The sequence below is a fragment of the Aquamicrobium defluvii genome, assembly GCF_004363725.1.
Classification (GTDB): domain Bacteria; phylum Pseudomonadota; class Alphaproteobacteria; order Rhizobiales; family Rhizobiaceae; genus Mesorhizobium; species Mesorhizobium defluvii.
Genome location: NZ_SNZF01000002.1, coordinates 215,768 through 240,011 on the forward strand (window position 1 = coordinate 215,768; position 24,244 = coordinate 240,011).

24 protein-coding genes are annotated in these 24,244 nt (G+C 64.8%); 13 read left to right on the forward strand and 11 right to left on the reverse strand.

Annotated elements, in window-relative coordinates; all coding sequences use genetic code 11:
* Nucleotides 1-20: 20 nt before the first annotated feature.
* From DES43_RS02360 to nadE, 3 genes are read left to right on the forward strand one after another with little or no spacing between them, the layout of a single operon-like run.
* Complete coding sequence (locus DES43_RS02360; RefSeq protein WP_035025266.1) at nt 21-281, forward strand: acyl carrier protein; 261 nt, start codon at nt 21-23, stop codon at nt 279-281.
* A gap of 8 nt (nt 282-289) precedes the next feature.
* A complete protein-coding gene (locus tag DES43_RS02365) occupies nt 290-1,822 on the forward strand; it encodes a class I adenylate-forming enzyme family protein (RefSeq protein ID WP_035025268.1) in 1,533 nt (510 codons plus the stop codon).
* A gap of 3 nt (nt 1,823-1,825) precedes the next feature.
* Nucleotides 1,826-2,806: an NAD(+) synthase gene (gene nadE, locus DES43_RS02370; RefSeq protein ID WP_035025270.1), complete on the forward strand. Its 981-nt coding sequence runs from the start codon at nt 1,826-1,828 to the stop codon at nt 2,804-2,806.
* A gap of 7 nt (nt 2,807-2,813) precedes the next feature.
* Here the strand turns inward: nadE and hutC are convergent, their stop codons facing one another.
* Together hutC and DES43_RS02380 are read right to left on the reverse strand one after the other, a co-directional pair.
* Nucleotides 2,814-3,539, reverse strand: coding sequence for a histidine utilization transcriptional repressor HutC (hutC, locus tag DES43_RS02375; RefSeq protein ID WP_035025377.1), 726 nt, complete (start codon nt 3,537-3,539; stop codon nt 2,814-2,816).
* Nucleotides 3,540-3,604: 65 nt separating this feature from the next.
* Nucleotides 3,605-4,948 carry a formimidoylglutamate deiminase gene (locus tag DES43_RS02380; protein ID WP_035025272.1) on the reverse strand — a complete coding sequence of 448 codons (1,344 nt, stop codon included), beginning with the start codon at nt 4,946-4,948 and terminating at the stop codon, nt 3,605-3,607.
* A 137-nt stretch (nt 4,949-5,085) separates the two neighbouring features.
* Here DES43_RS02380 and hutI point away from each other — a divergent pair, with 137 nt between their 5' ends.
* From hutI to DES43_RS02405, 5 genes are read left to right on the forward strand one after another with little or no spacing between them, the layout of a single operon-like run.
* Entirely contained in the window at nt 5,086-6,312 is a 1,227-nt protein-coding gene (hutI, locus tag DES43_RS02385) for an imidazolonepropionase (RefSeq protein WP_035025274.1), read from the forward strand.
* A 22-nt stretch (nt 6,313-6,334) separates the two neighbouring features.
* Entirely contained in the window at nt 6,335-7,870 is a 1,536-nt protein-coding gene (gene hutH / locus DES43_RS02390; protein WP_035025276.1) for a histidine ammonia-lyase, read from the forward strand.
* Nucleotide 7,871: 1 nt separating this feature from the next.
* A complete protein-coding gene (hutG, locus tag DES43_RS02395; RefSeq protein WP_035025279.1) occupies nt 7,872-8,675 on the forward strand; it encodes an N-formylglutamate deformylase in 804 nt (267 codons plus the stop codon).
* A 13-nt stretch (nt 8,676-8,688) separates the two neighbouring features.
* Nucleotides 8,689-10,362 (forward strand): urocanate hydratase, encoded by a 1,674-nt coding sequence (gene hutU, locus DES43_RS02400; RefSeq protein WP_035025281.1) that lies wholly within the window; start codon nt 8,689-8,691, stop codon nt 10,360-10,362.
* An 8-nt stretch (nt 10,363-10,370) separates the two neighbouring features.
* Entirely contained in the window at nt 10,371-10,949 is a 579-nt protein-coding gene (locus DES43_RS02405) for a HutD/Ves family protein (protein WP_051520484.1), read from the forward strand.
* A 17-nt stretch (nt 10,950-10,966) separates the two neighbouring features.
* Here DES43_RS02405 and DES43_RS02410 read toward each other — a convergent pair whose 3' ends face one another.
* Entirely contained in the window at nt 10,967-11,341 is a 375-nt protein-coding gene (locus DES43_RS02410; protein ID WP_035025381.1) for a helix-turn-helix domain-containing protein, read from the reverse strand.
* A 139-nt stretch (nt 11,342-11,480) separates the two neighbouring features.
* Between DES43_RS02410 and DES43_RS02415 the strand changes: the two genes are divergently transcribed.
* Genes DES43_RS02415 through DES43_RS02425 form a run of 3 tightly spaced genes read left to right on the forward strand, consistent with a single transcriptional unit; the run spans nt 11,481 to nt 13,572 of the window.
* Complete coding sequence (locus tag DES43_RS02415; RefSeq protein WP_035025284.1) at nt 11,481-12,671, forward strand: NAD(P)/FAD-dependent oxidoreductase; 1,191 nt, start codon at nt 11,481-11,483, stop codon at nt 12,669-12,671.
* A 41-nt stretch (nt 12,672-12,712) separates the two neighbouring features.
* Nucleotides 12,713-13,138, forward strand: a complete 426-nt coding sequence (locus DES43_RS02420) for a DUF1641 domain-containing protein (protein ID WP_084496446.1) — start codon at nt 12,713-12,715, stop codon at nt 13,136-13,138.
* A complete protein-coding gene (locus DES43_RS02425) occupies nt 13,135-13,572 on the forward strand; it encodes an iron-sulfur cluster assembly scaffold protein (protein ID WP_035025286.1) in 438 nt (145 codons plus the stop codon). Before DES43_RS02420 ends, DES43_RS02425 begins: the two co-directional genes overlap by 4 nt.
* Nucleotides 13,573-13,677: 105 nt before the next feature.
* On the opposite strand, the gene DES43_RS02430 is transcribed toward DES43_RS02425, so the two are convergent.
* Both DES43_RS02430 and DES43_RS02435 read right to left on the reverse strand, forming a co-directional pair.
* Complete coding sequence (locus DES43_RS02430; protein ID WP_035025287.1) at nt 13,678-14,547, reverse strand: carbon-nitrogen hydrolase family protein; 870 nt, start codon at nt 14,545-14,547, stop codon at nt 13,678-13,680.
* Nucleotides 14,547-15,134 carry a GNAT family N-acetyltransferase gene (locus DES43_RS02435; protein WP_035025289.1) on the reverse strand — a complete coding sequence of 196 codons (588 nt, stop codon included), beginning with the start codon at nt 15,132-15,134 and terminating at the stop codon, nt 14,547-14,549. The genes DES43_RS02430 and DES43_RS02435 overlap by 1 nt, the downstream gene beginning before the upstream one ends.
* A gap of 87 nt (nt 15,135-15,221) precedes the next feature.
* Between DES43_RS02435 and DES43_RS02440 the strand changes: the two genes are divergently transcribed.
* Nucleotides 15,222-15,623: a ketosteroid isomerase-related protein gene (locus tag DES43_RS02440; RefSeq protein WP_035025291.1), complete on the forward strand. Its 402-nt coding sequence runs from the start codon at nt 15,222-15,224 to the stop codon at nt 15,621-15,623.
* Nucleotides 15,624-15,696: 73 nt separating this feature from the next.
* Here the strand turns inward: DES43_RS02440 and DES43_RS02445 are convergent, their stop codons facing one another.
* From DES43_RS02445 to DES43_RS02470, 6 genes are all read right to left on the reverse strand, one after another.
* The gene (locus tag DES43_RS02445; RefSeq protein ID WP_035025293.1) at nt 15,697-16,518 is read right to left on the reverse strand and encodes an ABC transporter permease subunit; all 822 of its coding nucleotides are present in this window, start codon (nt 16,516-16,518) and stop codon (nt 15,697-15,699) included.
* 1 nt (nt 16,519) lies between these two features.
* Nucleotides 16,520-17,485, reverse strand: coding sequence for an ABC transporter permease subunit (locus DES43_RS02450; protein WP_035025295.1), 966 nt, complete (start codon nt 17,483-17,485; stop codon nt 16,520-16,522).
* A gap of 9 nt (nt 17,486-17,494) precedes the next feature.
* Nucleotides 17,495-18,634: an ABC transporter ATP-binding protein gene (locus tag DES43_RS02455; protein WP_035025297.1), complete on the reverse strand. Its 1,140-nt coding sequence runs from the start codon at nt 18,632-18,634 to the stop codon at nt 17,495-17,497.
* Between the two features lie 133 nt (nt 18,635-18,767).
* Nucleotides 18,768-19,829, reverse strand: coding sequence for a polyamine ABC transporter substrate-binding protein (locus DES43_RS02460; RefSeq protein ID WP_425352072.1), 1,062 nt, complete (start codon nt 19,827-19,829; stop codon nt 18,768-18,770).
* 385 nt (nt 19,830-20,214) lie between these two features.
* Complete coding sequence (locus DES43_RS02465) at nt 20,215-21,162, reverse strand: DMT family transporter (protein WP_035025384.1); 948 nt, start codon at nt 21,160-21,162, stop codon at nt 20,215-20,217.
* A gap of 107 nt (nt 21,163-21,269) precedes the next feature.
* Entirely contained in the window at nt 21,270-22,688 is a 1,419-nt protein-coding gene (locus DES43_RS02470; protein WP_035025301.1) for a helix-turn-helix domain-containing protein, read from the reverse strand.
* Nucleotides 22,689-22,938: 250 nt separating this feature from the next.
* Between DES43_RS02470 and aceA the strand changes: the two genes are divergently transcribed.
* Nucleotides 22,939-24,225 (forward strand): isocitrate lyase, encoded by a 1,287-nt coding sequence (gene aceA / locus DES43_RS02475; protein WP_035025303.1) that lies wholly within the window; start codon nt 22,939-22,941, stop codon nt 24,223-24,225.
* Nucleotides 24,226-24,244 lie beyond the last annotated feature (19 nt).

Consider the following 24,244-nt stretch of genomic DNA (forward strand, 5'->3'; position numbering starts at 1 on the left):
CAGCATGAAAGGCTAATCCCATGTCCGAAACCGTCCAAAATCAGGTCCGCACCTTCGTCGTGGACAATTTCCTGTTCGGCGATCAGGACGCGCTTTCAGGGGACGATCAGTCGCTGATCGAGAATGACGTCATCGACTCCACCGGTGTTCTGGAGCTGGTTTCCTTCATCGAGGAGCGCTTCGGCATCGCCATGTCCGATGCCGAGATCGTGCCGGCCAATCTGGACTCGGTATCGCGTATTGCCGCCTTCATCGAACGCAAGCGCGAAACGGTGAACTGAGGCCGGCGATGCGTATCGAAGCACTTCTCAGGCAGAGCGCGCGGTCCGCGCCTGACAAGGTCGCGGTCACCGCCGGCGATACGCGCCTGAGCTATGCCGAACTCGATGCGCAGTCCGACCGGCTTGCGGCGTCGCTGCTGAAGGAAGGCGTCGGGCAGGGCGACCGGGTTGCCGTGCTGATGGAGAACATTCCCGAAGCGGCCATCGCAATATTCGCGGTACTGAAGGCTGGCGCGATCTTCTGCCCGATCAACCCTCAGCTCAAGGCGGGCGGCGTTGCCCTGATCCTCCACGATGCGCGCCCGCGCGCGATCCTGACCCAGGCCAGGTTCATCGCCTTGTGCAGGGAGGCTTCCGCCGGGCTCAGCCTGCCGCCGCTGCTGATCTCGAAGCGTGCGCCGACCGCTTTGCCGGAAGGCGTCCTGCCGTTCGACGAACTTGTCGAAAATGGCGGTGGAGCGCTGCCGGAAGCCGGCGATGACGGCAAACTGGCAATGATCATCTATACATCGGGATCAACCGGCAGGCCCAAAGGCGTGATGATGAGCCATTCGGCCATGGATGCCGCATCCCGATCCATCGCCCTTTATCTGGACCACCGTTCCAGCGATGTGGTGTTGTGCCCGTTGCCGCTTGCCTTCACCTATGGCCTCTACCAGCTTCTGGTGTGCGTGCGCACAGGCGCGCATCTGGTGCTGGAGCGCAATTTCGCCTTCCCGCATGCGGTGCTGGAAAAGGCGCGGGCGGAGAACGTGACAGGCATGCCGCTGGTGCCGACCATTGCCGCCATGCTGCTCGCCATGAAGGAACTGGAGCCGGGCGCGCTGCCTGCATTGCGCTATCTCACCAACGCCGCCGCTCCCCTGCCGCCATCCCATGTGGATGGGCTGCGCAAGCTCTTTCCAGGTGTGCTGCTCTATTGCATGTACGGGCTCACCGAATGCGCACGCGCAGCCTATCTCGACCCGGCCGAGCTCGACAGGAAGAACGGATCGGTCGGCAAGGCCATTCCCGATACGGAGGTTGCGGTCGTGGATGAGCAGGACCATCCGGTTCCGGCCGGAACGGTCGGCGAACTGGTGGTGCGCGGTCCCCACCTGATGCGCGGCTACTGGGAAAATGCCGAAGCGACGCGGCAGGCCCTGCGCCCGGACCCGCTATCGGGGCGACTCCAGCTGCACACGGGCGATCTGTTTCGCACCGATGGGGAAGGCTTCCTCTATTTCGTCGGCCGCAAGGACGACATGCTGAAGGTGCGCGGGGAGAAAGTGGCCCCGCGCGAGGTGGAGGCCGCACTGTGTACCTGTCCCGGCGTGGTCGAGGCCGTCGCGTTCGGCCGTCCGGACCCGGTACAGGGCACCATATTGCATGCTGCCGTGGTGGCTTCCGATCCATCGCTCACCGAACGCGATCTGCTGCGCCACTGCGCGCGCAGCCTTCCTGATTTCATGGTGCCGAAGACAATCGGATTTCACACAGAGTTACCGAAAACCGCCAGCGGCAAGATTGCCCGCAGGCTGCTTGTAGAAAGTGGAGACTGAAGGATGCCGGGGGGGCTGGCTTTTTCAAGAAGAACGCTCGATATCGATGCCAGGTCCGAAACGGATCGCATTGTCGAAGCTTTGCGGAAACAGTTGCGCGGAGCCGTGCGGCGCCGCGGCCTGGTGCTCGGCCTTTCGGGCGGCATCGACTCCAGCGTCTGCGCCGCTCTTGCCGCGCGCGCGGTCGGCCCGAAGAACGTTTTCTGCCTGTTCATGCCCGAACATGATTCCGACCCGATCAGCCTGCATCTCGGCCGACTGGTGGCCGACACCTTCGGCCTCGATGGCACAGTCGAGGACATCGGGCCGACGCTGGCGGCAATGGGTTGCTACGAACGGCGCGACAGCTTCATCCGCGAAGTGGAGCCGGACTACGGGCCGGGCTGGAGCAACAAGATCGTGTTCGCCAATGCGCTCACCACCTCTGGCTTCAATATTTCCTCGCTCGTCGTGCGGAACCCACAAGGTGAAATCCGCAAGCACCGGCTGCCGGCGCATGTCTATCTCGGCATCGTGGCCGCCACCAACATGAAGCAGCGCACCCGCAAGCAGTTCGAGTATTACCATGCCGACCGGCTGAACTATGCCGTTGTCGGCACGCCAAACCTGCTGGAATACGATCAGGGCTTCTTCGTCAAGAACGGCGACGGCGCGGCCGACGTCAAGCCGATCGCCCATCTCTACAAGAGCCAGGTCTATCAGCTTGCCGAATATCTGGGCGTGCCGGAGGAGGTGCGCCGCCGCCCGCCGACCACCGACACCTATTCGCTGGCGCAAACGCAGGAGGAGTTCTACTTCGCCCTGCCCTATGACCGGATGGATCTGTGTCTCTACGGGCTGAATCGCTGCATTGCGGCAGCGGAGGTGGCGAAGGCCGCCTCCCTGACCGAGGACGAGGTGAAGCTGGTGTGGTGCGACATTACCGCGAAACGCAAGGCAGCGCGCTATCTTCACCTGCCGCCGCAGACGGTGGTTCCGGTCTGAATGAAGGTCAGGACGCCGGCGCGAAGCGCGCCACCAAAGTGTGGCTGTCGCCTGGATAGGTCAGCCGCACGAAGGTGACCGGGCCGGCATGGCTCCATGTTCGCCGCTCGACCACGAGGCAGGCCGCTCCCTTGGGCTGTTCGAGCAGGCGTGCCATGTCGGCGGAAGCCGTTATTGCCTGAATGCGATTTTCGGCGGCACTCCAGGGCACTTGCGCAATCAGCCAGCCACCCGGCGGATTCGCCGTGAAATCGGCCGCCGTCGCCTCCGGAACGACGCCGGCATTGATGCGGCGCTCCTCCACGCAGAACGGCTTGCCTCCGGCGCGATGCACGGCAAGCAGTTCGATCATGGGCGTGGCCTGCGCCAGCTCCATCAGCCGCCGATCTTCGGCGTTCGAAGGTCGCGTCTTGCGCGAAACGAGGCTGTAGCCGTAAGGCATGCCGAGCGATTTCACCTCGGCCTCGATGTCGTGAAGCTCCAGCACGGCGGACTGCGCGCGCGGCCGGGTGACGAAGCTGCCTGCCTTGCGGTGGCGTTCGATCAGCCCCGCCTTGGCAAGCTGGGTCATGACCTTGTTCACCGTCATGCGCGAACAGCCATAATGTTCGGCCAGATCGACCTCGAACGGCAGGCGGAAGCCCGGCGGCCATTCGCCGGACACGATGCGCCCCTCGATCTCGCTCAGGATCGTCTGGTGGAGGGTCGCATCCTTGCCGTTAGCCTTCGCCACTTTGCCTTCGCTCTTGTTGTGCCCGGCAATCACTAGCGTATTGGAATCCCGTTTCGCAACGCGCTCTACTCCGCGAGTTCCGCCATTACCTCTGCAAAACGCGCGGCAATCGCATCGCGCTTGCGGTGGCAGCCTGCCTCGACCTGCTTTGCTCCGCCCACCCATACGCTGTCGACGCCAATTCCGCGGGCGAAGACGAAATGGTCGAGCACCTTTTCCGCTGGCAGGTACCGCGTGGCAGAAAGGTCGAGCGCGAGAAGGTCGGCCGGACGACCGGCCTCGATGCCGCCGGTGGTGCCGAGCGCCTGCGCACCGCCCTTCAGCGCCTGCATATAGAGGTTCAGGCCGGTGGACTGGCCGGGATCGGCCACCACGTTGCGCGAGCGACGCAAGAGGCGCTGCGAATATTCCAGCGTGCGCAGCTCCTCCTCCAGCGAGATCAGGATGTTGCTGTCCGAACCGACGCCGAAGCGCCCGCCGGCGGCGAGAAAATCGGGAGCCTCGAACACGCCGTCGCCCAGATTGGCCTCGGTGATCGGGCAAAGCCCCGCCACCGCGCCGCTTTTTCCCATGCGCGCGGTTTCATCCGCGGTCATGTGGGTGGCGTGGATCAGGCACCAGCGATCATCGAGCTGCATGTTGTCGAGCAGCCATTCCACAGGGCGCTTGCCGGACCATGCGATGCAGTCCTCCACCTCCTTCACCTGCTCGGCGACATGGATGTGGACCGGCCCGCCGCTGGCGAAGGGAACGACCGCCCGCAACTCGTCAGGCGTCGCGGCGCGCAGGCTGTGCGGAGCAATGCCGAGAACCGCGCCGGGGAGGCCGGCAACGATCTCCTCCGAGCGCTCCATCAGCCGGGCGAAGGCGTCGACATCGTGGATGAAACGGCGCTGCCCCTCGATGGGCGCCGCGCCGCCGAAACCGGAATGGGCGTAGAACACCGGCAAGAGGGTGAGCGCGATGCCGGTTTCAGCGCTGGCGGCGCCAATGCGCGCGGCCATCTCGGCCGGATCGGCATAGTGCGAGCCGTCCTTGTCGTGATGCAGATAGTGGAATTCGCCGACCCGGCAGAAGCCCGCCTCCAGCATTTCCATGTAAAGCTGCGCCGCGACCGCCTCGACCTGCTCCGGCGTCATCGACAGGGCAACGCGATACATTTCGGTGCGCCAGCTCCAGAAGCTGTCGGCGCCCGGGCCACGCGTCTCGGCCAGACCAGCCATGGCCCGCTGGAAGGCATGGCTATGCAGATTGGGCATGGCGGGAACCACGAAGCGGTGGCGCTCATCGCCCGCCTGGACAGCCGCGCCCGTCTCCACACGTCCGATGCCTGAACCCGAAAAGGTGATGCGCACATCGCGCGCCAGACCCTCAGGCAAAAGCGCATGTTCAGCGTGGATGACGGCCATGAATATCTCCCGGATCGCTGCCGCCCGCTCGCGGGCTTGACTTTTCGGCTTGCGTCGATTTCGATTAAGTATATACATATCAGCAAGACGAAGCTTGCGCAATGCGCCAGTCAGAAAGCTCGTCAGGGAGATCACCGATGGCAAAAGGCGACCGCATCTGGACCAATGCGCGGCTGGCGACGCTCGATCCCGGCCAGCCCGGGCTCGGCATCGTGGAGAAGGGCGCCATCGCCGCACGCGACGGCCGCATCCTGTTCGCCGGCCCGGCCGCCGACCTGCCTTCCGCCGCGCTTGCCGGTGCCGGGACCATCGATTGCGAGGGCCGCTGGATCACGCCCGGCCTGATCGACTGCCACACCCATCTGGTCCATGCCGGCAACCGGGCGCGCGAGTTCGAGATGCGGCTGGCCGGCGCTTCCTATGAGGAGATCGCGCGGGCCGGCGGCGGCATCGTCTCCTCCGTCACCAATGTGCGCGCCGCCGACGAGGACACGCTGATCCGCGAGAGCCTGCCGCGCCTCGACGCGCTGCTGGCCGAAGGCGTGACCACCGTCGAGATCAAGTCCGGCTACGGCCTCACGATAGCCGACGAGCTGAAGATGCTGCGTGCCGCCCGCGCCCTTGCCGGCAAGCGCGACGTGGCCGTCGCCACCACCTGGCTCGGCGCGCATGCGACGCCTGCCGAATACAAGGGCCGCAACGGAGGTTTCCTGCGCGAAGTGGTGCTGCCGGGGCTGGAAGCCGCCCATGCCGAGGGTCTTGTCGATGCCGTGGACGGCTTCTGCGAAGGCATCGCTTTCTCGCCCGACGAAATGAGGCTGGTGTTCGACGCCGCGCAGAAGCTCGGCCTCAGGGTCAAGCTGCATGCTGACCAGCTCTCCAACCTGCATGGTGCCGCCCTTGCCGCTTCCTATGGCGCACTGTCGGCAGACCATCTGGAATATACGGACGACGAGGGTGCCGCCGCCATGGCAAGGACCGGCACGGTCGCGGTGCTGCTGCCGGGCGCCTTCTACTTCATTCGCGAGACGAAAAAGCCGCCGGTCGAGCTGTTCCGCAAGCACGGAACCCATATCGCGCTCGCCACCGACAACAATCCCGGCACCTCGCCGCTGACCTCGCTGCTGCTCACCATGAACATGGGCGCGACGCTGTTTGCGCTGACCGTGGAAGAGTGCATTGTCGGCATCACCCGCGAGGCGGCGCGCGCGCTCGGCAGGCTGGATACCGTCGGCACGCTGGAAGCCGGCAAGCAGGCGGACCTCGCCATCTGGGACATCACCGAGCCGGCCGAGCTCGTCTACCGCATCGGCTTCAACCCGCTGCATGCCCGCATCCGCGCCGGCCGCGACGCCACGATCTGAACCCCTCCCGGAGGAAACCAGCATGACCATCACGCTTCATCCCGGTTCCGTGCCGCTGGCCGATCTGGCCGCGATCTTCTGGACTGGCGAGAACGCCGTCCTCGACCGCAGCTTCGATTCCCGCATCGAGAAGGCGGCGGCCCGCATCGCCGCCATCGCCGCCGGCAACGAGCCGGTCTATGGCGTCAACACCGGCTTCGGCAAGCTCGCCTCGATCAAGATCGACGCCGCCGACACCGCCACCCTCCAGCGCAACCTCATCCTGTCGCATTGCTGCGGCGTCGGGGCGCCGCTGCCGGAAAACATCGTGCGGCTGATCATGGCGCTGAAGCTCGTCTCGCTGGGGCGCGGTGCATCCGGCGTGCGGCTGGAGCTGGTGCGCCTGATCGAGGGCATGCTGGAAAAGGGCGTGGTGCCGCTGATCCCTGAAAAGGGCTCGGTCGGGGCGTCCGGCGACCTTGCCCCGCTCGCGCATTTCGCCGCCGTCATGATGGGCGAAGGCGAAGCCTTCTATCAGGGCGAGCAGCTTTCGGGCCGTGCGGCGCTGGAGCGCGCCGGCTTGCAGCCGGTCGTGCTCGCTGCCAAGGAAGGTCTGGCGCTGATCAACGGCACCCAGGCCTCGACCGCGCTGGCGCTGGCCGGCCTGTTCCGCGCCCACCGCGCCGCGCAGGCGGCGCTGATCACCGGCGCGCTTTCCACCGACGCGGCCATGGGCTCCTCCGCCCCCTTCACCGCCGACATCCACACGCTGCGCGGCCACAGGGGCCAGATCGACACGGCGGCGGCACTCCGCGCCCTGCTCGACGGCTCGGTCATCCGCCAGAGCCATATCGACGGCGACGAGCGCGTGCAGGACCCCTACTGCATCCGCTGCCAGCCGCAGGTCGACGGTGCCTGCCTCGACCTGCTGCGCCAGGTCGGCCGCACGCTGGAGATCGAGGCCAACGCCGTCACCGACAACCCGCTGGTGCTGTCCGACGACAGTGTCGTCTCGGGCGGCAATTTCCACGCCGAGCCGGTGGCCTTCGCCGCCGACCAGATCGCGCTCGCCGTCTGCGAGATCGGGGCGATTGCCCAGCGCCGCATCGCGCTTCTGGTCGATCCGGCGCTTTCCTACGGCCTGCCGCCCTTCCTCGCCCGCAATCCGGGCCTCAACTCCGGTCTGATGATCGCCGAAGTGACCTCCGCTGCGCTGATGAGCGAGAACAAGCAGATGTCACATCCGGCCTCGGTGGATTCCACGCCGACCTCGGCCAATCAGGAAGACCACGTTTCCATGGCCTGCCACGGCGCGCGCCGCCTGTTGCAGATGACGGAGAACCTGTTCAGCATCATCGGCATCGAGGCGCTGGCCGGCGCGCAGGGCGTGGAGCTGCGCGGCCCGCTGACCACCAGCCCCGAATTGCAGAAGGCGATTGCCTGCCTGCGCGCCGCCGTTCCGGCGCTGGAAAACGACCGCTACATGGCGCCCGATCTTGCCGTTGCGGCCAAGCTGGTCGCCGACGGCTCGCTGACCGCCAGCGTCTCGGCCGGCCTGCTGCCCGCTCTGGAGGGCTGAGATGGCCGCTGTGTTCGAAGTCCGCCAGGGCACGTCGCCGGTCATTCTGGGCCTGCCGCATACCGGCACCGACGTGCCGGACGACATCAGGGGGCGCCTGAACGACAACGGTCTATTGCTCGCCGACACCGACTGGCACATTCACAAGCTCTATGACGGGCTGCTCGACAACGTCACCACGGTGCGCGCCACCTTCCACCGCTATTGCATCGATGCCAATCGCGATCCGGCGGGCGCGAGCCTCTATCCCGGCCAGAACACCACCTCGCTGATCCCCGAGACCGACTTCGACGGCGTTTCGATCTGGAAAGAAGGCCAGGCTCCGACCGAAGCCGACACCGCCGACCGCATCGCGCGCTTCCACAAGCCCTATCACGATGCGCTTGCGGCCGAGATCGCGCGGGTGAAGGCGATCCATGGCGTGGCCATCCTCTACGATTGCCATTCCATCCGCTCGCATATCCCCTTCCTGTTCGAGGGCAAGCTGCCGGACTTCAACATCGGCACCGACATGGGAAGAACGTGCGACCCGGCGATCGAAGCCGCAGCCGTCGAGATCGCGCGCAAGGCGGAAGGCTACAGCTCGATCCTGAACGGCCGCTTCAAGGGGGGCTGGACGACGCGCCACTATGGCAGGCCGGAAACGGGCGTCCACGCCATCCAGATGGAGCTTGCCCAATCCACCCATCTCGCCGCCGAGACAGTGCCCTTCGACTACGACGAAACGAAAGCCGCGCGCCTGCGCGTGCCTTTGAAAGCCATTCTCGAACGCATCGAACAGGTCGCGTTCGGGCTTAAACGCTGAGAGGACCCCAACCATGTCAAATCCCCGTCACAACGAACGCGAAGTCCGCGCCCCGCGCGGCGACGAGCTCAACGCAAAGAGCTGGCTGACCGAAGCGCCGCTGCGCATGCTGATGAACAACCTCGACCCGGATGTGGCCGAGCGTCCGCACGAGCTGGTCGTCTATGGCGGCATCGGCCGCGCCGCCCGCACCTGGGCCGATTTCGACCGCATCGTCGCCACGCTGAAGACGCTGAATGAGGACGAGACGCTGCTGGTGCAGTCGGGCAAGCCGGTCGGCGTGTTCCGCACCCACAAGGACGCGCCGCGCGTGCTGATCGCCAACTCCAACCTGGTGCCGCACTGGGCCAACTGGGACCACTTCAACGAGCTGGACAAGAAGGGCCTCGCCATGTACGGCCAGATGACGGCCGGCTCTTGGATCTATATCGGCGCTCAAGGAATCGTGCAGGGCACCTACGAGACCTTCGTGGAAGCCGGCCGCCAGCACTATGAGGGCAATCTCAAGGGCAAGTGGATCCTCACCGGCGGCCTCGGCGGCATGGGCGGCGCACAGCCGCTGGCGGCCGTGATGGCCGGCGCCTGCTGCCTCGCCGTCGAATGCGACGAAACCCGCGCCGATTTCCGCCTGCGCACCCGCTATGTCGACGAAAAGACCCACAGCCTCGACGAGGCGCTGGCGAAGATCGACGCATGGACCAAGGCCGGCGAGGCGAAGTCCATCGCCCTGATCGGCAATGCGGCGGAGGTGTTTCCCGAACTGGTCAAGCGCGGCGTCAAGCCCGACATCGTCACCGACCAGACCTCGGCGCACGACCCGGTCCACGGCTACCTGCCCATCGGCTGGACCGTCGCCGAATGGCGCGCCAGGCAGGAGAGCGACCCCAAGGCCGTCGAGAAGGCCGCGCGCGCTTCCATGCGCATTCAGGTCGAGGCGATGGTTGCCTTCCACGACATGGGCATCCCGACCGTCGACTACGGCAACAACATCCGCCAGATGGCGCTGGAAGAAGGCTTTGAAAACGCCTTCGCCTTCCCCGGTTTCGTGCCGGCCTATATCCGCCCGCTGTTCTGCCGCGGCGTCGGCCCGTTCCGCTGGGCGGCCCTGTCGGGCGATCCGGAGGACATCTACAAGACCGACGCCAAGGTCAAGGAACTGATCCCCGACAACGCCCACCTGCACAACTGGCTGGACATGGCGCGCGAGCGCATCGAGTTCCAGGGCCTGCCGGCGCGCATCTGCTGGGTCGGCCTCGGCGACCGCCACCGCCTCGGCCTCGCCTTCAACGAGATGGTGAAGAACGGCGAGCTCAAGGCGCCCATCGTCATCGGCCGCGACCACCTCGATTCCGGCTCGGTCGCCTCGCCCAACCGCGAGACGGAAGCGATGAAGGACGGTTCGGACGCCGTGTCCGACTGGCCGCTGCTCAACGCCCTGCTCAACACCGCCTCGGGCGCGACGTGGGTGTCGTTGCACCATGGCGGCGGCGTCGGGATGGGCTTCTCGCAGCATTCCGGCATGGTGATCTGCTGCGACGGCACCGACGACGCGGCACGCCGCATCGAGCGCGTGCTGTGGAACGATCCGGCCACCGGCGTCATGCGCCATGCCGATGCCGGCTACGACATCGCGCTGGACTGGGCGAAGAAGCAGGGCCTGCGCCTGCCGGGCATCCTCGGAAACTGAGGCAGGCCATGAAGATCGCGCGCCGCGCCGGCCACAAGCGCATGGCATGGAAGAACGGGCAGGGCCTCACCGAAGAGGTGGCGGCCTTTCCGGCGGGCAGCGACACCGACAGTTTCGACTGGCGGCTGTCGATCGCCCATGTCGGTGCCGACGGGCCCTTTTCGGTGTTCGCCGGCATCGACCGCACCATCGCCCTGCTCGACGGTGCTGGCCTGGCGCTCGATCTGCCCGAAGGGAAAGCCGTCGAGCTGAAGCCCGGCGGTTCGCCCTTCTCCTTTTCAGGCGACTGGGAAATCTCCAGCCGCAATCTCGGCGGGCCCACCGTCGACCTCAACATCATGACACGGCGCGGGCGCTGCACCCATGAGATGCGGCGCCTGACGCTGGCTCCCGCAGAAACATTCCCGCCCTCTGGCACCCAGCCGGGCTTCGGCTGGGTGGTGTTCAATTCCCCTGCCAACATCGAAGCGGACGGTCAGGAACTCGCCATCGAACGCTTCGACGCCATCGCGCTCGAAGCGGGCGAAAGCGTCATCAACCGCGCGGCGGCCGCCGAAATCCTGCACATCTCCATCGCGCAGGGCTGAGCGGCCGCCAGCCTCCGCTATTTCATCAGCGCTGCCGGCGATCTGTAAAGACGCCGCAGCGTGCCGACCATCTCGTCGAAGGACTTGTCCATCTCGACGCAGGTGCGCGAGGTGGGGCGCAGATAGGTCGAGCGGCCATCGCGCTGCCGATACAGAAACTCCATTCCTTCCAGCTCGCGCACCTTGCGATGCACGGTCGACAGCGGCAGGTCCAGCACATTGGCAATGGCCGAGAGATCATAGAGCCGGCCCTGATTTTCCCCGGCAATCACCGTACGGATGATCAGCGCATGCAGCGGGCCGCCCCACATGCCCGTCTCGATCGCATAGAAGCGGTTGAGACATTCGATGATCTGCGTCTGCACAATGGTGCGGATCTGTTGTTCTTCCACCGGCGGGCTCCTTCTGAGGCGAACATCATGCTTCCAGAATGGAAACATTGCCAGAACCGGCGCCGATTTTCCTGTGCTAGCCTCACCGTCGAGGAAACATGACAGCAGGCGCAGCAATGCCCGCCGGAGGGAGGCTTTCTTGACCAAGCATATACTTGTCGTCGGCGGCGGCATTGGCGGCACGATGACCGCCAACAGCATCGTGGCCAAGCTTTACCCGGAAGTGGCGCGCGGCGCTGTGAAAGTCACCCTGCTTTCGGATTCGCCCTGGCACTATTACAAGCCGGCGTTCATGTACGTTGCCTTCGACATGTTCTTCGAGGGCGAGTTGCGCCGCAAGCAGCAATCCCTGCTGCGCCCGGAGATCGACTTTCGCGTCGACAAGGTGACCAGCTTCGACTTCGCGGGCTCGAAGGTGAAGACGCAAAGCGGCAAGACCATCGGCTACGACTACATCGTCGTTTCGACCGGCTGCCTGCCAGCGCCCGAACGCATTCCCGGCCTGAAGGAAGCGGGCGACTATTTCTACCAGCAGAAGCCGGCGCTTCAGATGGCTGAGAAACTGCGCAATTTCGAGAAAGGCCGCATCTTCATCACCGTGAACTTCCCGAAAACGCCGAACGTGCCGCACCAGTGCGGCATCGCCCCGGTGGAAACCACGCTGATGCTCGATGAATATCTGCGCCGCAAGGGCGTGCGCGATCAGGTCGAGATCGTCTACACCTATCCGACCGTTTCCCAGCTTCTGCGCAACTGCCTGTTCCTGCAACAGGAGGTGTGCGAGGTGATGCCGGCGATCTTCGAAAGCAAGGGCATCAAGTACCAGCGCGGCTTCACGCTGGCCTCGGTCGACCCGGAGCGCAAGGTCGCCACCTCCGAGGAAGGCAAGGAGGAAGGCTTCGACCTGCTCATGTGCACGCCGCCGATCCGCGCTGTGGACGCGGTTCTGGAAAGCGGCGTCTCGCAAGCCGCCAACAACGAGGGCTGGCTGCCCACCAACCGCCAGACGCTTCAGCTCGAAGGCTTCCCCAACGCCTATGTGATGGGCGACACGGTGGACCTGCCGATCTCCAAGGCGGGCGGCTCCTGCCACAACCAGTGCCCGGTCGTCGTCAACAACATCGCCGGCGACCTGCGCCTCGGACGCACCGTGGACATGTATGACGGCAAGGTGCAGGCGGTGGCCCAGATGGGCCTCGAGGCCGGTATGCCGCTCTGGTACGACTATGACGAGGATGTGCATCCGACGCCGCCGACCAAGGTGGGCGGGCTGCTGCGCAAGGCGTTCAATCGCGGCATCTACTGGTCTGTCGCGCGCGGCATCATCTGAACATCGAAAAACGATTTGCAGCCTCTGGGGAGGACATCACCTTGAACGCATCCGGTCCGGATACCCACGCCACCCTGCCCGAAACCGCCACAGCGCTCTCGCCGCTGCTGGACGAAGCGACGGAACGCGGCCTGAAGGAACTTGTGGAAAAGGTCGCGCCGCTCATTCAGGGCAAGCGCTTCCACAATGTCGTGGACCTGCTTTCGCTGGCCTCCGACGGCGTCGACATGTTCGACGACGCCATGGTCCAGAAACTGATGAAGGCTTACGAGGAATCCATCGGCACCGCCTGGGCCCTCGGCAATGCCGCACGCTACGCACAGAATCAGGCGGCGACCCTGCCTGTGCCGACGCTGTTCGGCCTGCTGCGCACTGCCGGCAACGAGGATGTGCGGCGCGGCCTGCATTTTCTGCTGCAGTTCCTTGCCGTGCTCGGCCGGCAGATGAACAACGACGTGGAGGAATGACCACGGAGGGCGACCTCGCACAACTCTATGAAGCGCGGGTGCGGGACTGGGCGCGCAAGGTGCGCAACGACGCCCGGCTTGCCCCCGCAGACCTCACCGTCAGCCGCACCAGCCCTTTGTGCGGCAGCACGCTGGCGCTCGACATCCGCCATGAAGGCAAGGTCGTGACGGCGCTGGGGTATCGGGCGCGCGCCTGCACGCTCGGCATGGCCGCAACGGCGGTCGTGGCCGCAAAAGCGCCGGGGCGTAGTTTTGGCGAGATCGCGGAAACGGGCGAACGGCTCGCCGCCCTGCTGGCGGGCGAGGACGTTGCCTTTTCCGATCACTGGGCCGAGCTTGGCATGTTCAAGGCGGCACGAACATTCCCATCCCGCCACGGCTCGATCATGCTGCCTTTCGATGCTCTCGCCGAAGCGGCCGCAAAACTGGGCTGAGCGGCTGGCGCATTCCGCTTTTCTCCGAATCGCAAGAACCCTCCAACCCTTTGTCTCGACGCAATTCCGAGCGCAAAACCGCTTCGCACTTTTGCTGGAAATGCTTCACAGCCCGAACTGCTCCGGCCAGTCGCGGTAGAGCGCCACCTGTCCCCCAAGGCGCAGGGCAGCCACTTTCTCCAGATCGATCTCGCCGATCAGCCATCGGCTGGTTTGCGTGGTCAACGCTTCGCTCTCCACAAAAACCCCGCTCGGCGGCATGCCATAGTCGGCCGGCACGTAGAGTGCTGCGCGACCGAAATTCTCGTCCACGGCCGGCGACCATGGCGCGGAGCCGGCGGTCGGCGACACCAGCACGGCCAGCTGGTTTTCCAGCGCACGCGCCTGCGCACCGATGCGCACGCGATGATAGCCGGCTTCGGTGTCGGTGCAGCTTGGCGCGAGGATCAGCTCGACGCCTTCCTCCGCCAGGCGGCGGGCCAGCATGGGAAATTCGTTGTCGTAGCAGATGAGGATGCCGAGCCTGCCGAGCGGCGTGTCGAAGCTGCGCAACCCTCCGGTGCCGGCCGCGATGAACCATTGCTCGCGCTCGAAGCGCGTCATGACGATCTTGTCCTGATGACCGGCAGGACCCTGCGGCCCGAACAGGAAGGCGCGGTTGCGGTATTTGCCATCCGCGTCGAGCACCGGGGCGGAACCGGGGCAGAACCAGACGCCGTGGCGGCAGGCAATGGCCTCGCACAGGTCCAGCCAGCGCGGGATGAGGGGCTGGATGGCGGCGATGGATTTGTGCAGGTCGCCGCGCTCTGCTTCCGGCAACAGGCCGGTCAGCGCCATGGCGGCATATTCGGGCAGAAGCAGCAGCTGCGCCCCGGCTTCCACCGCTTCGCCGGCAAGCCGTTCCAGATGCGCGGCATAGGCATCCCAGCCGTCGAACAGCTCGATGGCATACTGGCAGGAGGCAAATTTCACCATCAGCGCAGTTCCTTCATCCAGAACGACATGGGCTTGGCGCTCTCCTTGTCCTCGCCGATGTCGCGCCACGAAAATTCGGTGCGAAGCTGCGGCTGGTGCACATAGCCGCGCCTGTTCCAGAACGCGTCGAGCGGCACATAGTCCGCCGGCCGCAGAGGATGGTCGGCCGGACGCTCCACCGCGCAGAAGCAGCAATGGTCGAAACGGCCGAGGCGGCGGGCATAGGCTTCCCGCTCCTCGAAGAAACGCACGCCGATGCCGCGCCCGCGATAGGCGGCGAGAAGCACGGATTCGCCGAAATAGAAGATACGCGCCGGATCCCGGCCGCTTTCCGCGAACGGCTTGCGGAAGGCTTCCGTTTCCCGATCCATCGGCACGCCGGTCGAGGCGCCGACGACGGTCTCTCCATCGAACGCCAGCACGAACAGGCTTTCGGGCGCGCTTGCATAGGTGGAAAGATAGGTCTGTTCGTAGTCGGGCGACCCTTCGTAGAGATAGGGAAAGGCCCGGAACACCTCGATGCGCAACCGCGCCAGATCGTCGATATGCGGTCCGATCTCCGGTCCCTGCCGAACCACGATATGCATTGTCGCTCCCGGACTTTCAAAGCTCCAGCGGGTGCTATAGGGCTTGGCGGCAGGCTTGGCCATTGCGTTTGCGAACAGGGAGACACCATGAGCGCCACAGACACCATTTCCGCCTATTACGACGCTTTCAACCGGCAGGACATGGACGCCTTCCTCGACCTGCTGACCGACGACGTGGCGCACGACATCAACCAGGGCGAACGGCAGACCGGCAAGGACACGTTCCGCGACTTCATGGACAAGATGAACCGCTGCTACCGCGAGCGGCTCACCGACATCGTCATCATGGAAAGCGCCGATGGCACGCGCGGTGCCGCCGAATTCACCGTCAACGGCGAATACCTTGCGACAGACGAGGGCCTGCCGGAGGCCGCGGGCCAGAAATATGTGCTGCCGGCCGGCGCCTTCTTCGAGATCCGCGACGGCAAGGTTGCGCGCATCTCCAACTACTACAATCTCAACGACTGGATCGCGCAGGTCGGCGCCTGATCCGGTTTGGGCGGGAATGAAAGCGGGCGCCGGTGCAAAAACCATCCGGCGCCCACTTTCATTTTGTGGCCTGTCAGTCCAGTCGCATGGCCGCCTGCTCATCGCGGCGGCGCTGCACTTCGCGGCGCTTGTTGACAATCGAGGCGGCGATAACACCCAGCGACACAATGCCGATGAGAATGGTGCAGGCGGCATTGATTTCCGGCGTCACGCCAAGCCGCACCTGGCTGTAGATCTTCATCGGCAGCGTCGTCGCGCCCGGCCCGGAGGCGAAGCTGGCAATGACCAGATCGTCGAGCGACAGGGTGAAGGCCAGCATCCAGCCCGAGATGATGGCGGGGGCGATCACCGGCAGGGTGATCTGGAAGAAGGTTTTCACCGGCGGCGCGCCGAGGTCCATCGCCGCTTCTTCCAGCGAGCGGTCGAAGGAGATCAGCCGCGACTGCACCACCACCGCCACGAAGCACATGGAAAATGTGATGTGGGCGAGCGTGACGGTGAGGAAGCCGCGGTCGAGGCCGACCGCCACGAACAGAAGCAGCAGCGACAGGCCGGTGATGACCTCCGGCATGACCAGTGGCGCGAACACCATGCCGGTGAACAGCACCCTGCCCCGGAAGCGCGTGTAGCGCGTCAGCACCAGTGCGGCCATGGTGCCGAGCACCGTGGCCGCGGAGGCCGAGACCAGCGCCACCCGGATCGTGACCCATGCGGCATCCATCAGGCCCTGATTGCGGAACAGCGCCGCATACCATTGCGTGGAGAATCCGCCCCAGACGGTGACCAGCCGCGACGCATTGAAGGAAAAGACGACCAGAAGCACGATCGGCAGGTAAAGAAAGGCAAAGCCCAGCACGATCGAGACGATGTTGAAGCGGCTCCAGGTGGCGTTCATGTCAGCGATCCTGCTCCTGGGCGCGGGCCTGCGCATGCTGGAAGAGGACGATCGGGATGACCAGCACCAAAAGCAGGATGATGGCCACGGCCGAGGCCACCGGCCAGTCGCGGTTGGCGAAGAACTCGTTCCACAGCGTGCGGCCGATCATCAGCGTCTGCGAACCGCCGAGCAGGTCGGGAATGACGAACTCGCCGACCGCCGGGATGAACACCAGCAGGCAGCCGGCGATGACGCCCGGCAGCGACAGCGGGAAGGTGATCTTCCAGAAGGCGCTGATCGGCGGACAGCCGAGGTCCTGCGCGGCCTCGATCAGCGAGTTGTCCATCTTCTCCAGCGACGAATAGAGCGGCAGCACCATGAAAGGCAGATAGGAATAGACGATGCCGATGAAGATCGCCGTATAGGTGTTCATGATGACGAGCGGCGATGAGATGACGCCGATCCCCATCAGGAACTGGTTGAGCAGCCCTTCCGGTTTCAGGATGCCGATCCATGCGTAGACGCGGATCAGGAACGAGGTCCAGAACGGCAGGATGACCAGCATCAGCAGGGTGGGACGCAGCGACGCCGGCGCGCGCGCCATGCCATAGGCGATCGGATAGCCGACCAGAAGCGTGAGAAGGGTCGATATGCCGGCGATGACAACGCTGGAAATATAGGCGTTGAAATAGAGGGGGTCCTCCGTCAGCCAGAGATAATTGTCGAAGCTGAGTTCCCTGAGCGCGGCCCACAAGCCCGAAATGCCTTCGCTGAAATCGATGGCCGGCGCATAGGGCGGCATCGAGATCGCGCTTTGCGACAGCGAAATCTTGAAGACGATGACGAAGGGAATGAGGAAGAAGAACAGCAGCCAGGCGTAGGGAACCAGAATGAGAAGCCGCCCGGTGAAGCCGGATATCAGGCGCGAGAGAAATGTCTTTTCGGCCGGCAGGGCGGCAGATGCGGAAGCGGAGACATTCGCCATGACCGCCCCCTATCGCGTCAGCACGACGCCGGCATCGGGCCGGAAGGAGATCCAGGCGCGGTCGCTCCAGGTGAGCGGATCGTCGACGATCCGCGCGGCATTCAGCATCGAGGCGCGCACGATCTGGCCGTCGTCGAGCTTCACATAGTAGACCGTCATGTCGCCGAGATAGGCGATGTCGTAGACTTCGCCTTCCAGCGCGTTCACGGCATCCTGCGGCTTGCGCGACGAAATCCTGATCTTTTCCGGGCGTATGGCGAAGGCGACGTCGTTGCCCTTCGCCGCCTCGCCGGCATTCTCGACCAGGATCTGAGCGCCGCTGCCGCCGGTGATGCGGGCGCTGTTCTCGGTGCGCTCGGCGACGCTGCCCTCGAACAGGTTCACGTTGCCGACGAAGCCGGCGACAAAGCGGGAATTGGGCGCCTCGTAGATTTCGGCGGGCGTCGCCACCTGCATGACCTCGCCCTTGTCCATGATGGCGATGCGGTCGGCCATGGTCATGGCCTCTTCCTGATCGTGGGTGACGACCACGAAGGTCAGGCCGAGCTCCTGTTGCAGGTCCATCAGCTCGAACTGGGTTTCCTCGCGCAGCTTCTTGTCGAGCGCGCCGAGCGGTTCGTCGAGCAGCAGCACCTTCGGGCGCTTGGCGACGGAGCGGGCGAGCGCCACGCGCTGGCGCTGGCCGCCGGAAAGCTGATGCGGCTTGCGGCTGGCAAAGCGCTCCAGCTTGACCAGCTTGAGCATCTCGGCCACGCGCCTGTCGATGTCGGCCTTCGACATGCCTTCCTGCTTCAGGCCGAAGGCGATGTTCTTCTCCACGCTCATATGCGGGAACAGGGCGTAGGACTGGAACATCATGTTGACCGGCCGCCGGTAGGGCGGGATACCGCGCAAATCTTGCCCGTCGAGCAGAATTTTCCCGGAAGTGGGCTCCTCGAAACCGGCCAGCATGCGCAGGAGCGTGGACTTGCCGCAACCGGATGCACCCAGCAGGGCGAAGAACTCGCGTTCATAGATGGACAGCGACAGGTTGTTGACGGCGGTGAAGTCGCCGAAGCGCTTGGTGACGTTCTCGAACCTGATATAGGGCTTCGCCTGCGGATCGCTCCACGGCGCGAAATCCCTGCGGATGCTGCCCAGTGACTTCATGCTTCGCTCTCCCCCTCCGGACGACCGGTCACATATGCCGAGTGGTGGTCCGGGCTTTTTCCGTTCCGGTTCTGGCGCACTGCCTGCAAGCTGACGGAAGGAAGCCCCGGCCCGTGCCGGGGCTTCCCGAAGATCATTGCCCTGTCACCACCTTGGTCCATGTGCGGGTGAACAGGCGCTGGGTCTTCGGATCGAGCGGCGTGTTGACGAAGAGCTTGGCCATCACCTCGTCCGGCGGATAGACGGCGGGATCGTCATGCACGCCTTCGTCGAGGAACTCCTGCGAGGCCTTGTTGCCATTGGCGTAGTAGACATAGTTCGACGACTTGGCGATGACCTCCGGCTTCATCATGTAGTTGAGGAACTCGTGCGCCTCCTGCGGATGCGGCGCATCGGCCGGGATCGCCATCTGGTCGAACCACATCTGCGTGCCTTCCTTCGGGATCACGTAGCTCAGCTCGACACCGTTGCCGGCTTCCCCGGCACGGTCGCGCGCCTGGAAGACATCGCCCGACCACCCGACCGCAATGCAGATGTCGCCATTGGCGAGGCCGTTGATGAACTCCGACGAATGGAACTTGCGCACATAGGGGCGAACCTTGAGCAGCGCCTCCTCGGCCTTGGCGATGTCGTCCGGCTCGTGGCTGTCGGGATCGAGGCCGAGATAGGCCAGGGTCACCGGGATCATGTCGGTCGGCGAATCGAGGAAGTTGATGCCGCAATCCTTGAGCTTGGCGGCCTGCTCGGGATCGAACACGGCTTTCCAGCTGTCGATCTCGTCGGTGCCCAGCACCTCCTTGATCTTGCTGACATTGTAGCCAATGCCAACGGTGCCCCACATGTAGTTGATGGAATATTCGTTGCCCGGGTCGAAGACGACGGTGCGCTCGCTCACCATATCCCACATGTTCGACAGGTTGGGCAGCTTGGACTTGTCGAGCTTCTGGTAGACGCCGGCCTCGATCTGGCGGGCGAGGAAACTGCTGGTCGGTACCACCACGTCATAGCCGCTGCCGCCGGCCAGAAGCTTGGTTTCCAGAATTTCGTTGGAATCGTAGACGTCATAGACGACCTTGATGCCGGTTTCCTTGGTGAAGTCGTCGATGATCGAGGAATCGATATAATCGGACCAGTTGTAGACATTGACGATGCGTTCCTGCGCCCCTGCCGCGAAGGCGAAGCCTGTCGCAAGCATGGTGGTCACCAGAAGCAAGGTTGATTTTCGCTGCATGAGATACTCCCTTTCCAAATGTTCCCCACCGGCCGCGCTGAGGCGCGCCACCGGACATGTCTTTCAATCTATTAAGCTTCCGGCGGGCCAACAAGCGGCATTCGACTGCCAGACAATGACGTTTGCGCGACAGGGGCGGCCCGGACGGACGGACACGCCGCGGCATGGAAAGCCCCGACCCCTTCGCCCTTCCGGGAGAGACCGGCGCATGTTCGCCACAAGCTGCCGGACGCTGACGGGATGGTGCGAACAAGGGCAAGATGGGCCTGTCTCATTGTTGCCTTTCACCCAGCCTGCCTTTGGCACGGAGGCTTTGTCAATGGGAAGTTGAACGGATCGGATGTTGCCATCAGTTCGGCGCCGGCAGCCCGCTGACGCCCGGCCGGGGCGGCAGCGAATGACGCCGGAATTCGCGCGCGATGTGCACGAGCAGGGCGGCGAACACGATGCCGCCGCCGAGCAGCGTCCGTCCGGAAGGAACCTCCGCGTGGGCCAGCCACACCCATACCGGCCCCAATATGGTCTCGAACGTGCCGAGCAGGGCCGCCATGGCGGCGGGGATCATCCGCGCCCCGGTGGCGAAACAGGCCAGACCCAGGCCGAGATTCACGACCCCGAAGGCGAACAGGAAAACCATGTCGTGCCCGGACACCTTGAGGGAAGATGCCTGCGTGAGGGCGAGGAGGGCGGCGAACACGGTGCCGAGGCAGGTCGCCGGCGTCATGCGCACATTGGAAAAACGGCGGGTTATGACGGTGGCAGTGGCGAGCGCGCAGGTGATGGCCAGCGCCAGACCGTCGCCGATGGGCGAAACCGAGCCGCCCAGCGTTTCCGACACCATCACGCCGACACCGACGATGACGAAAAAGATGGCAACCCATGTGCTGCCCGATACTTTTTCACGCAGGGCGATCCACGCAAACAGCGCCGCGACCAGCGGAACGCCGGCCTGTATCAGCAGGATGTTGGCGACGGTGGTGTAGGAAAGCGCCACCACGAAGCAGATCGATGCCGTGGCAAAGCAGGCCGCGACGGCCAGTCCCGGCAAGCCCATATCGCGAAACATCCGCACGGTGCCGCGCCAGCCATCGCGCCAGACCATGTAGGCGATCAGGAAAGCGGTCGCCCATAGGGAGCGCCAGAAAATCACCGCCCATGGATCGGCCGCGTCGATATAGCGGGCAATGGCTCCGCCCAGGCTCCACAACAGCGCCGACAGAAAGACAAGTGCGGCGCCGTATCGGGAAGCGCGCGCCTGCGACGTCACCGCGACAGAGGATGATGCCAACTCAGCCATGCCGCCCTCCCCGAAGCGCAACGCTTTATCCGTCCCCGGCACTTACCGCCGGGATCGGGGCGTGGGAAGGTCCAGAATGCCCCGAAGCATTGGCCGGCAGCCGGCTCCTACTGGAAGTCGAACGCGCTGAGGCCCGTCACCATCTCGTCGAGGCCAAGCGGGCGCGTGACCGGCGGGGCGGCGCGCGACAGGCAGCCGGAGCGCTCGCAGAGCCGGCAGGCGGGGCCGACGGGCGTCACCGACCCGGCGCCCGGCAGGGCCGCACCATAGACCACCTCGTCCTTGTAGGCGATGTCGCAGCCGAGCAGCAGCGCGGTACGGCGCGGCCGTTCGTTGAATGCGCCCTGCGGCCCTTCCAGCGTTCGCGCCACGCAAAGGAACTCGGCTCCGTCCGGCATCTCGACGGCCTCGACGAATATCTGCCCCGGCTGCGTGAAGGAGGCATGCACGGCAAGCTTGGGACAGCCCCCGCCGAAACGGCTGTGCGGGAAACCGGCGCTGCCCGCCTTGCGGAAGGGATGGCCGGCATTGTCCACCTCCAGCATGAAGAAGGGCACGCCGGCGCTGCCCTGGCGCTGAAGCATGGTCAGCCGGTTCGCCGCCTGCTCGAAGGAGACTGAAAAGCGCGAACGCAGCACGTCGACATCGTAGCGTGCACGCTGGGCGGCGGCGAGGAAGGGCTGGTAGGGCATCATCAGCGCATGGGCGGCATAGCGGCCGAGCTCGAAACGGGCCAGCCGCCGCGCCTCGTCGCTGGACAGTTTCAGGGCAGCGATCCCGGCCGCGATCGCCACCGACATGCGCATCAGGCAGGCTTCCATCGCCACTTCGCGCAACTGATCGAAGGGCGATAGCCGCTCCGAGAGAAACAGGCGCTGCGAATGACGGTCGTAGCGGCGGCGCCAGTTGGGCATGGTCGCCACCGGCAGCACACGAACGGTAATGCCATATTCACGCTTCAGCCAGGCCTTGAGCGCGCCGTAGAGGTCGTCGCCCGGCTCCAGCACACGAATAAAGGCTTCCGCCTCCTCCTCCAGTGCGGGGTGATGGTTAGGGAGGCGCTCGAATACCTCGTGCACCTCGTCCATGGGCAGGCGTGCGCCGGAAAGCGCGGTGCCGCGCCCCTCGCGCGCCAGCAATTCGTTGAGGTCCGACAGGCGCTCGGCCTGCTCGCGATAGGCGCGGTAGAGCTTGATCATCGCGGCGGCCGCATTGGGCGCAGCCTCCGCCACCTCGACCAGCTCCTGTTCGCCCGGAAGCTCGCCGGCCAGCAGAGGATCGGCGAACATTTCCCTCAATGCGGCAATCGACCCGCCGGCCTGTGCCTGCAACTCATCCGGCTCGACCTTGTAGACGGAAGCCAGCCGCAGGATGAGCTGCACGGTCAGCGGACGCTGGTTGCGCTCGATCAGGTTGAGATAGGAGGGTGAGATGCCCAGGCCCTCGGCCATCGCCGTCTGGGTCAGCCCCTTGGCGTTGCGGATGCGGCGGATACGGGGTCCGGCAAAGATCTTCTGTTCAGCCATGACGACGGCATTTTACACGATTTTACAAAACCGGCACTGAATTTCACAGTCACGGCTTTTTACAATTTTGACAAATTTACAGCCGCGATCTGTCAAACGCAACACAGATTTTCCTTTATTTACAGCCGAAAACCCCGGTTTTCCTCGCCTTTACCGCACCGCAATGTAAATCAAGTCTCAGAGGCAGACGCCAATCCTGATGGCGAGGTGAATGCCGGATACTTTCACAACCGAACTGCTGGAGCTGTAAATGACCGATTTTTACAACCTCGTCCCGTCCGCGCCGGAAGGCCGTTTCGAAGGCATCGAGCGTCCCTACACCCCGGAAGACGTGAAGCGGCTGCGTGGCTCGGTGCAGATCAGGTACACGCTGGCCGAGAACGGCGCCAACCGCCTGTGGAAGCTCATCCATGAGGAAGACTTCGTCAACGCGCTGGGCGCGCTGTCGGGCAACCAGGCCATGCAGATGGTCCGCGCCGGCCTGAAGGCCATCTATCTGTCGGGCTGGCAGGTCGCCGCCGACGCCAACACGGCATCCGCCATGTATCCCGACCAGTCGCTCTACCCGGCCAACGCCGCACCGGAGCTCGCCAAGCGCATCAACCGCACCCTGCAGCGCGCCGACCAGATCGAGACGGCGGAAGGCAAGCTGTCGGTCGACACCTGGTTCGCGCCGATCGTGGCCGATGCCGAGGCCGGCTTCGGCGGCCCGCTCAACGCCTTCGAGATCATGAAGGCGTTCATCGAGGCCGGCGCCGCAGGCGTCCACTTCGAAGACCAGCTCGCTTCGGAGAAGAAGTGCGGCCATCTGGGCGGCAAGGTGCTGATCCCGACCGCCGCCCACATCCGCAACCTCAACGCCGCGCGCCTCGCTGCCGACATCATGGGCGTTCCCACGCTGATCGTCGCCCGCACCGACGCCGAGGCCGCCAAGCTGCTCACCTCCGACATCGACGAGCGCGACCAGCCCTTCGTCGACAAGGACAAGGGCCGCACCGCGGAAGGCTTCTATCAGGTGAAGAACGGCATCGAGCCATGCATCGCCCGCGCCATCGCCTACGCGCCGCATTGCGACCTGATCTGGATGGAGACCGGCAAGCCGGATCTGGAGCAGGCCCGCAAGTTCGCCGAGGCCGTGCACAAGGCTCATCCGGGCAAGCTGCTCGCCTACAACTGCTCGCCGTCCTTCAACTGGAAGGCCAATCTGGACGACGCCACCATCGCCAGGTTCCAGCGCGAACTGGGCGCCATGGGCTACAAGTTCCAGTTCATCACGCTGGCCGGCTTCCACCAGCTCAACCACGGCATGTTCGAGCTGGCCCGCGGCTACAAGGACCGGCAGATGGCAGCCTATTCGGAGCTTCAGGAAGCCGAATTCGCCTCCGAGGCCAATGGCTACACGGCGACGAAGCACCAGCGCGAGGTCGGCACCGGCTATTTCGACGCCGTGTCGCTCGCCATCACCGGCGGCCAGTCGTCGACCACCGCGATGGGCGAATCCACTGAAACCGAACAGTTCCGCCCGGCTGCGGAATAACAGACCCGGCGGCCCGAAA

Excerpts from the sequence above, each read along its gene's own strand:
- DES43_RS02360 (WP_035025266.1), top strand. The coding sequence starts at position 21 with ATGTCCGAAACCGTCCAAAATCAGGTCCGCACCTTCGTCGTGGACAAT.
- DES43_RS02365 (WP_035025268.1), top strand. The coding sequence starts at position 290 with ATGCGTATCGAAGCACTTCTCAGGCAGAGCGCGCGGTCCGCGCCTGAC.
- nadE (WP_035025270.1), top strand. The coding sequence starts at position 1,826 with ATGCCGGGGGGGCTGGCTTTTTCAAGAAGAACGCTCGATATCGATGCC.
- DES43_RS02380 (WP_035025272.1), bottom strand. The coding sequence starts at position 4,948 with ATGGCCGTCATCCACGCTGAACATGCGCTTTTGCCTGAGGGTCTGGCG.
- hutI (WP_035025274.1), top strand. The coding sequence starts at position 5,086 with ATGGCAAAAGGCGACCGCATCTGGACCAATGCGCGGCTGGCGACGCTC.
- hutH (WP_035025276.1), top strand. The coding sequence starts at position 6,335 with ATGACCATCACGCTTCATCCCGGTTCCGTGCCGCTGGCCGATCTGGCC.
- hutG (WP_035025279.1), top strand. The coding sequence starts at position 7,872 with ATGGCCGCTGTGTTCGAAGTCCGCCAGGGCACGTCGCCGGTCATTCTG.
- hutU (WP_035025281.1), top strand. The coding sequence starts at position 8,689 with ATGTCAAATCCCCGTCACAACGAACGCGAAGTCCGCGCCCCGCGCGGC.
- DES43_RS02405 (WP_051520484.1), top strand. The coding sequence starts at position 10,371 with ATGAAGATCGCGCGCCGCGCCGGCCACAAGCGCATGGCATGGAAGAAC.
- DES43_RS02425 (WP_035025286.1), top strand. The coding sequence starts at position 13,135 with ATGACCACGGAGGGCGACCTCGCACAACTCTATGAAGCGCGGGTGCGG.
- DES43_RS02430 (WP_035025287.1), bottom strand. The coding sequence starts at position 14,547 with ATGGTGAAATTTGCCTCCTGCCAGTATGCCATCGAGCTGTTCGACGGC.
- DES43_RS02435 (WP_035025289.1), bottom strand. The coding sequence starts at position 15,134 with ATGCATATCGTGGTTCGGCAGGGACCGGAGATCGGACCGCATATCGAC.
- DES43_RS02440 (WP_035025291.1), top strand. The coding sequence starts at position 15,222 with ATGAGCGCCACAGACACCATTTCCGCCTATTACGACGCTTTCAACCGG.
- DES43_RS02445 (WP_035025293.1), bottom strand. The coding sequence starts at position 16,518 with ATGAACGCCACCTGGAGCCGCTTCAACATCGTCTCGATCGTGCTGGGC.
- DES43_RS02450 (WP_035025295.1), bottom strand. The coding sequence starts at position 17,485 with ATGGCGAATGTCTCCGCTTCCGCATCTGCCGCCCTGCCGGCCGAAAAG.
- DES43_RS02455 (WP_035025297.1), bottom strand. The coding sequence starts at position 18,634 with ATGAAGTCACTGGGCAGCATCCGCAGGGATTTCGCGCCGTGGAGCGAT.
- DES43_RS02460 (WP_425352072.1), bottom strand. The coding sequence starts at position 19,829 with ATGCTTGCGACAGGCTTCGCCTTCGCGGCAGGGGCGCAGGAACGCATC.
- DES43_RS02465 (WP_035025384.1), bottom strand. The coding sequence starts at position 21,162 with ATGGCTGAGTTGGCATCATCCTCTGTCGCGGTGACGTCGCAGGCGCGC.
- DES43_RS02470 (WP_035025301.1), bottom strand. The coding sequence starts at position 22,688 with ATGGCTGAACAGAAGATCTTTGCCGGACCCCGTATCCGCCGCATCCGC.
- aceA (WP_035025303.1), top strand. The coding sequence starts at position 22,939 with ATGACCGATTTTTACAACCTCGTCCCGTCCGCGCCGGAAGGCCGTTTC.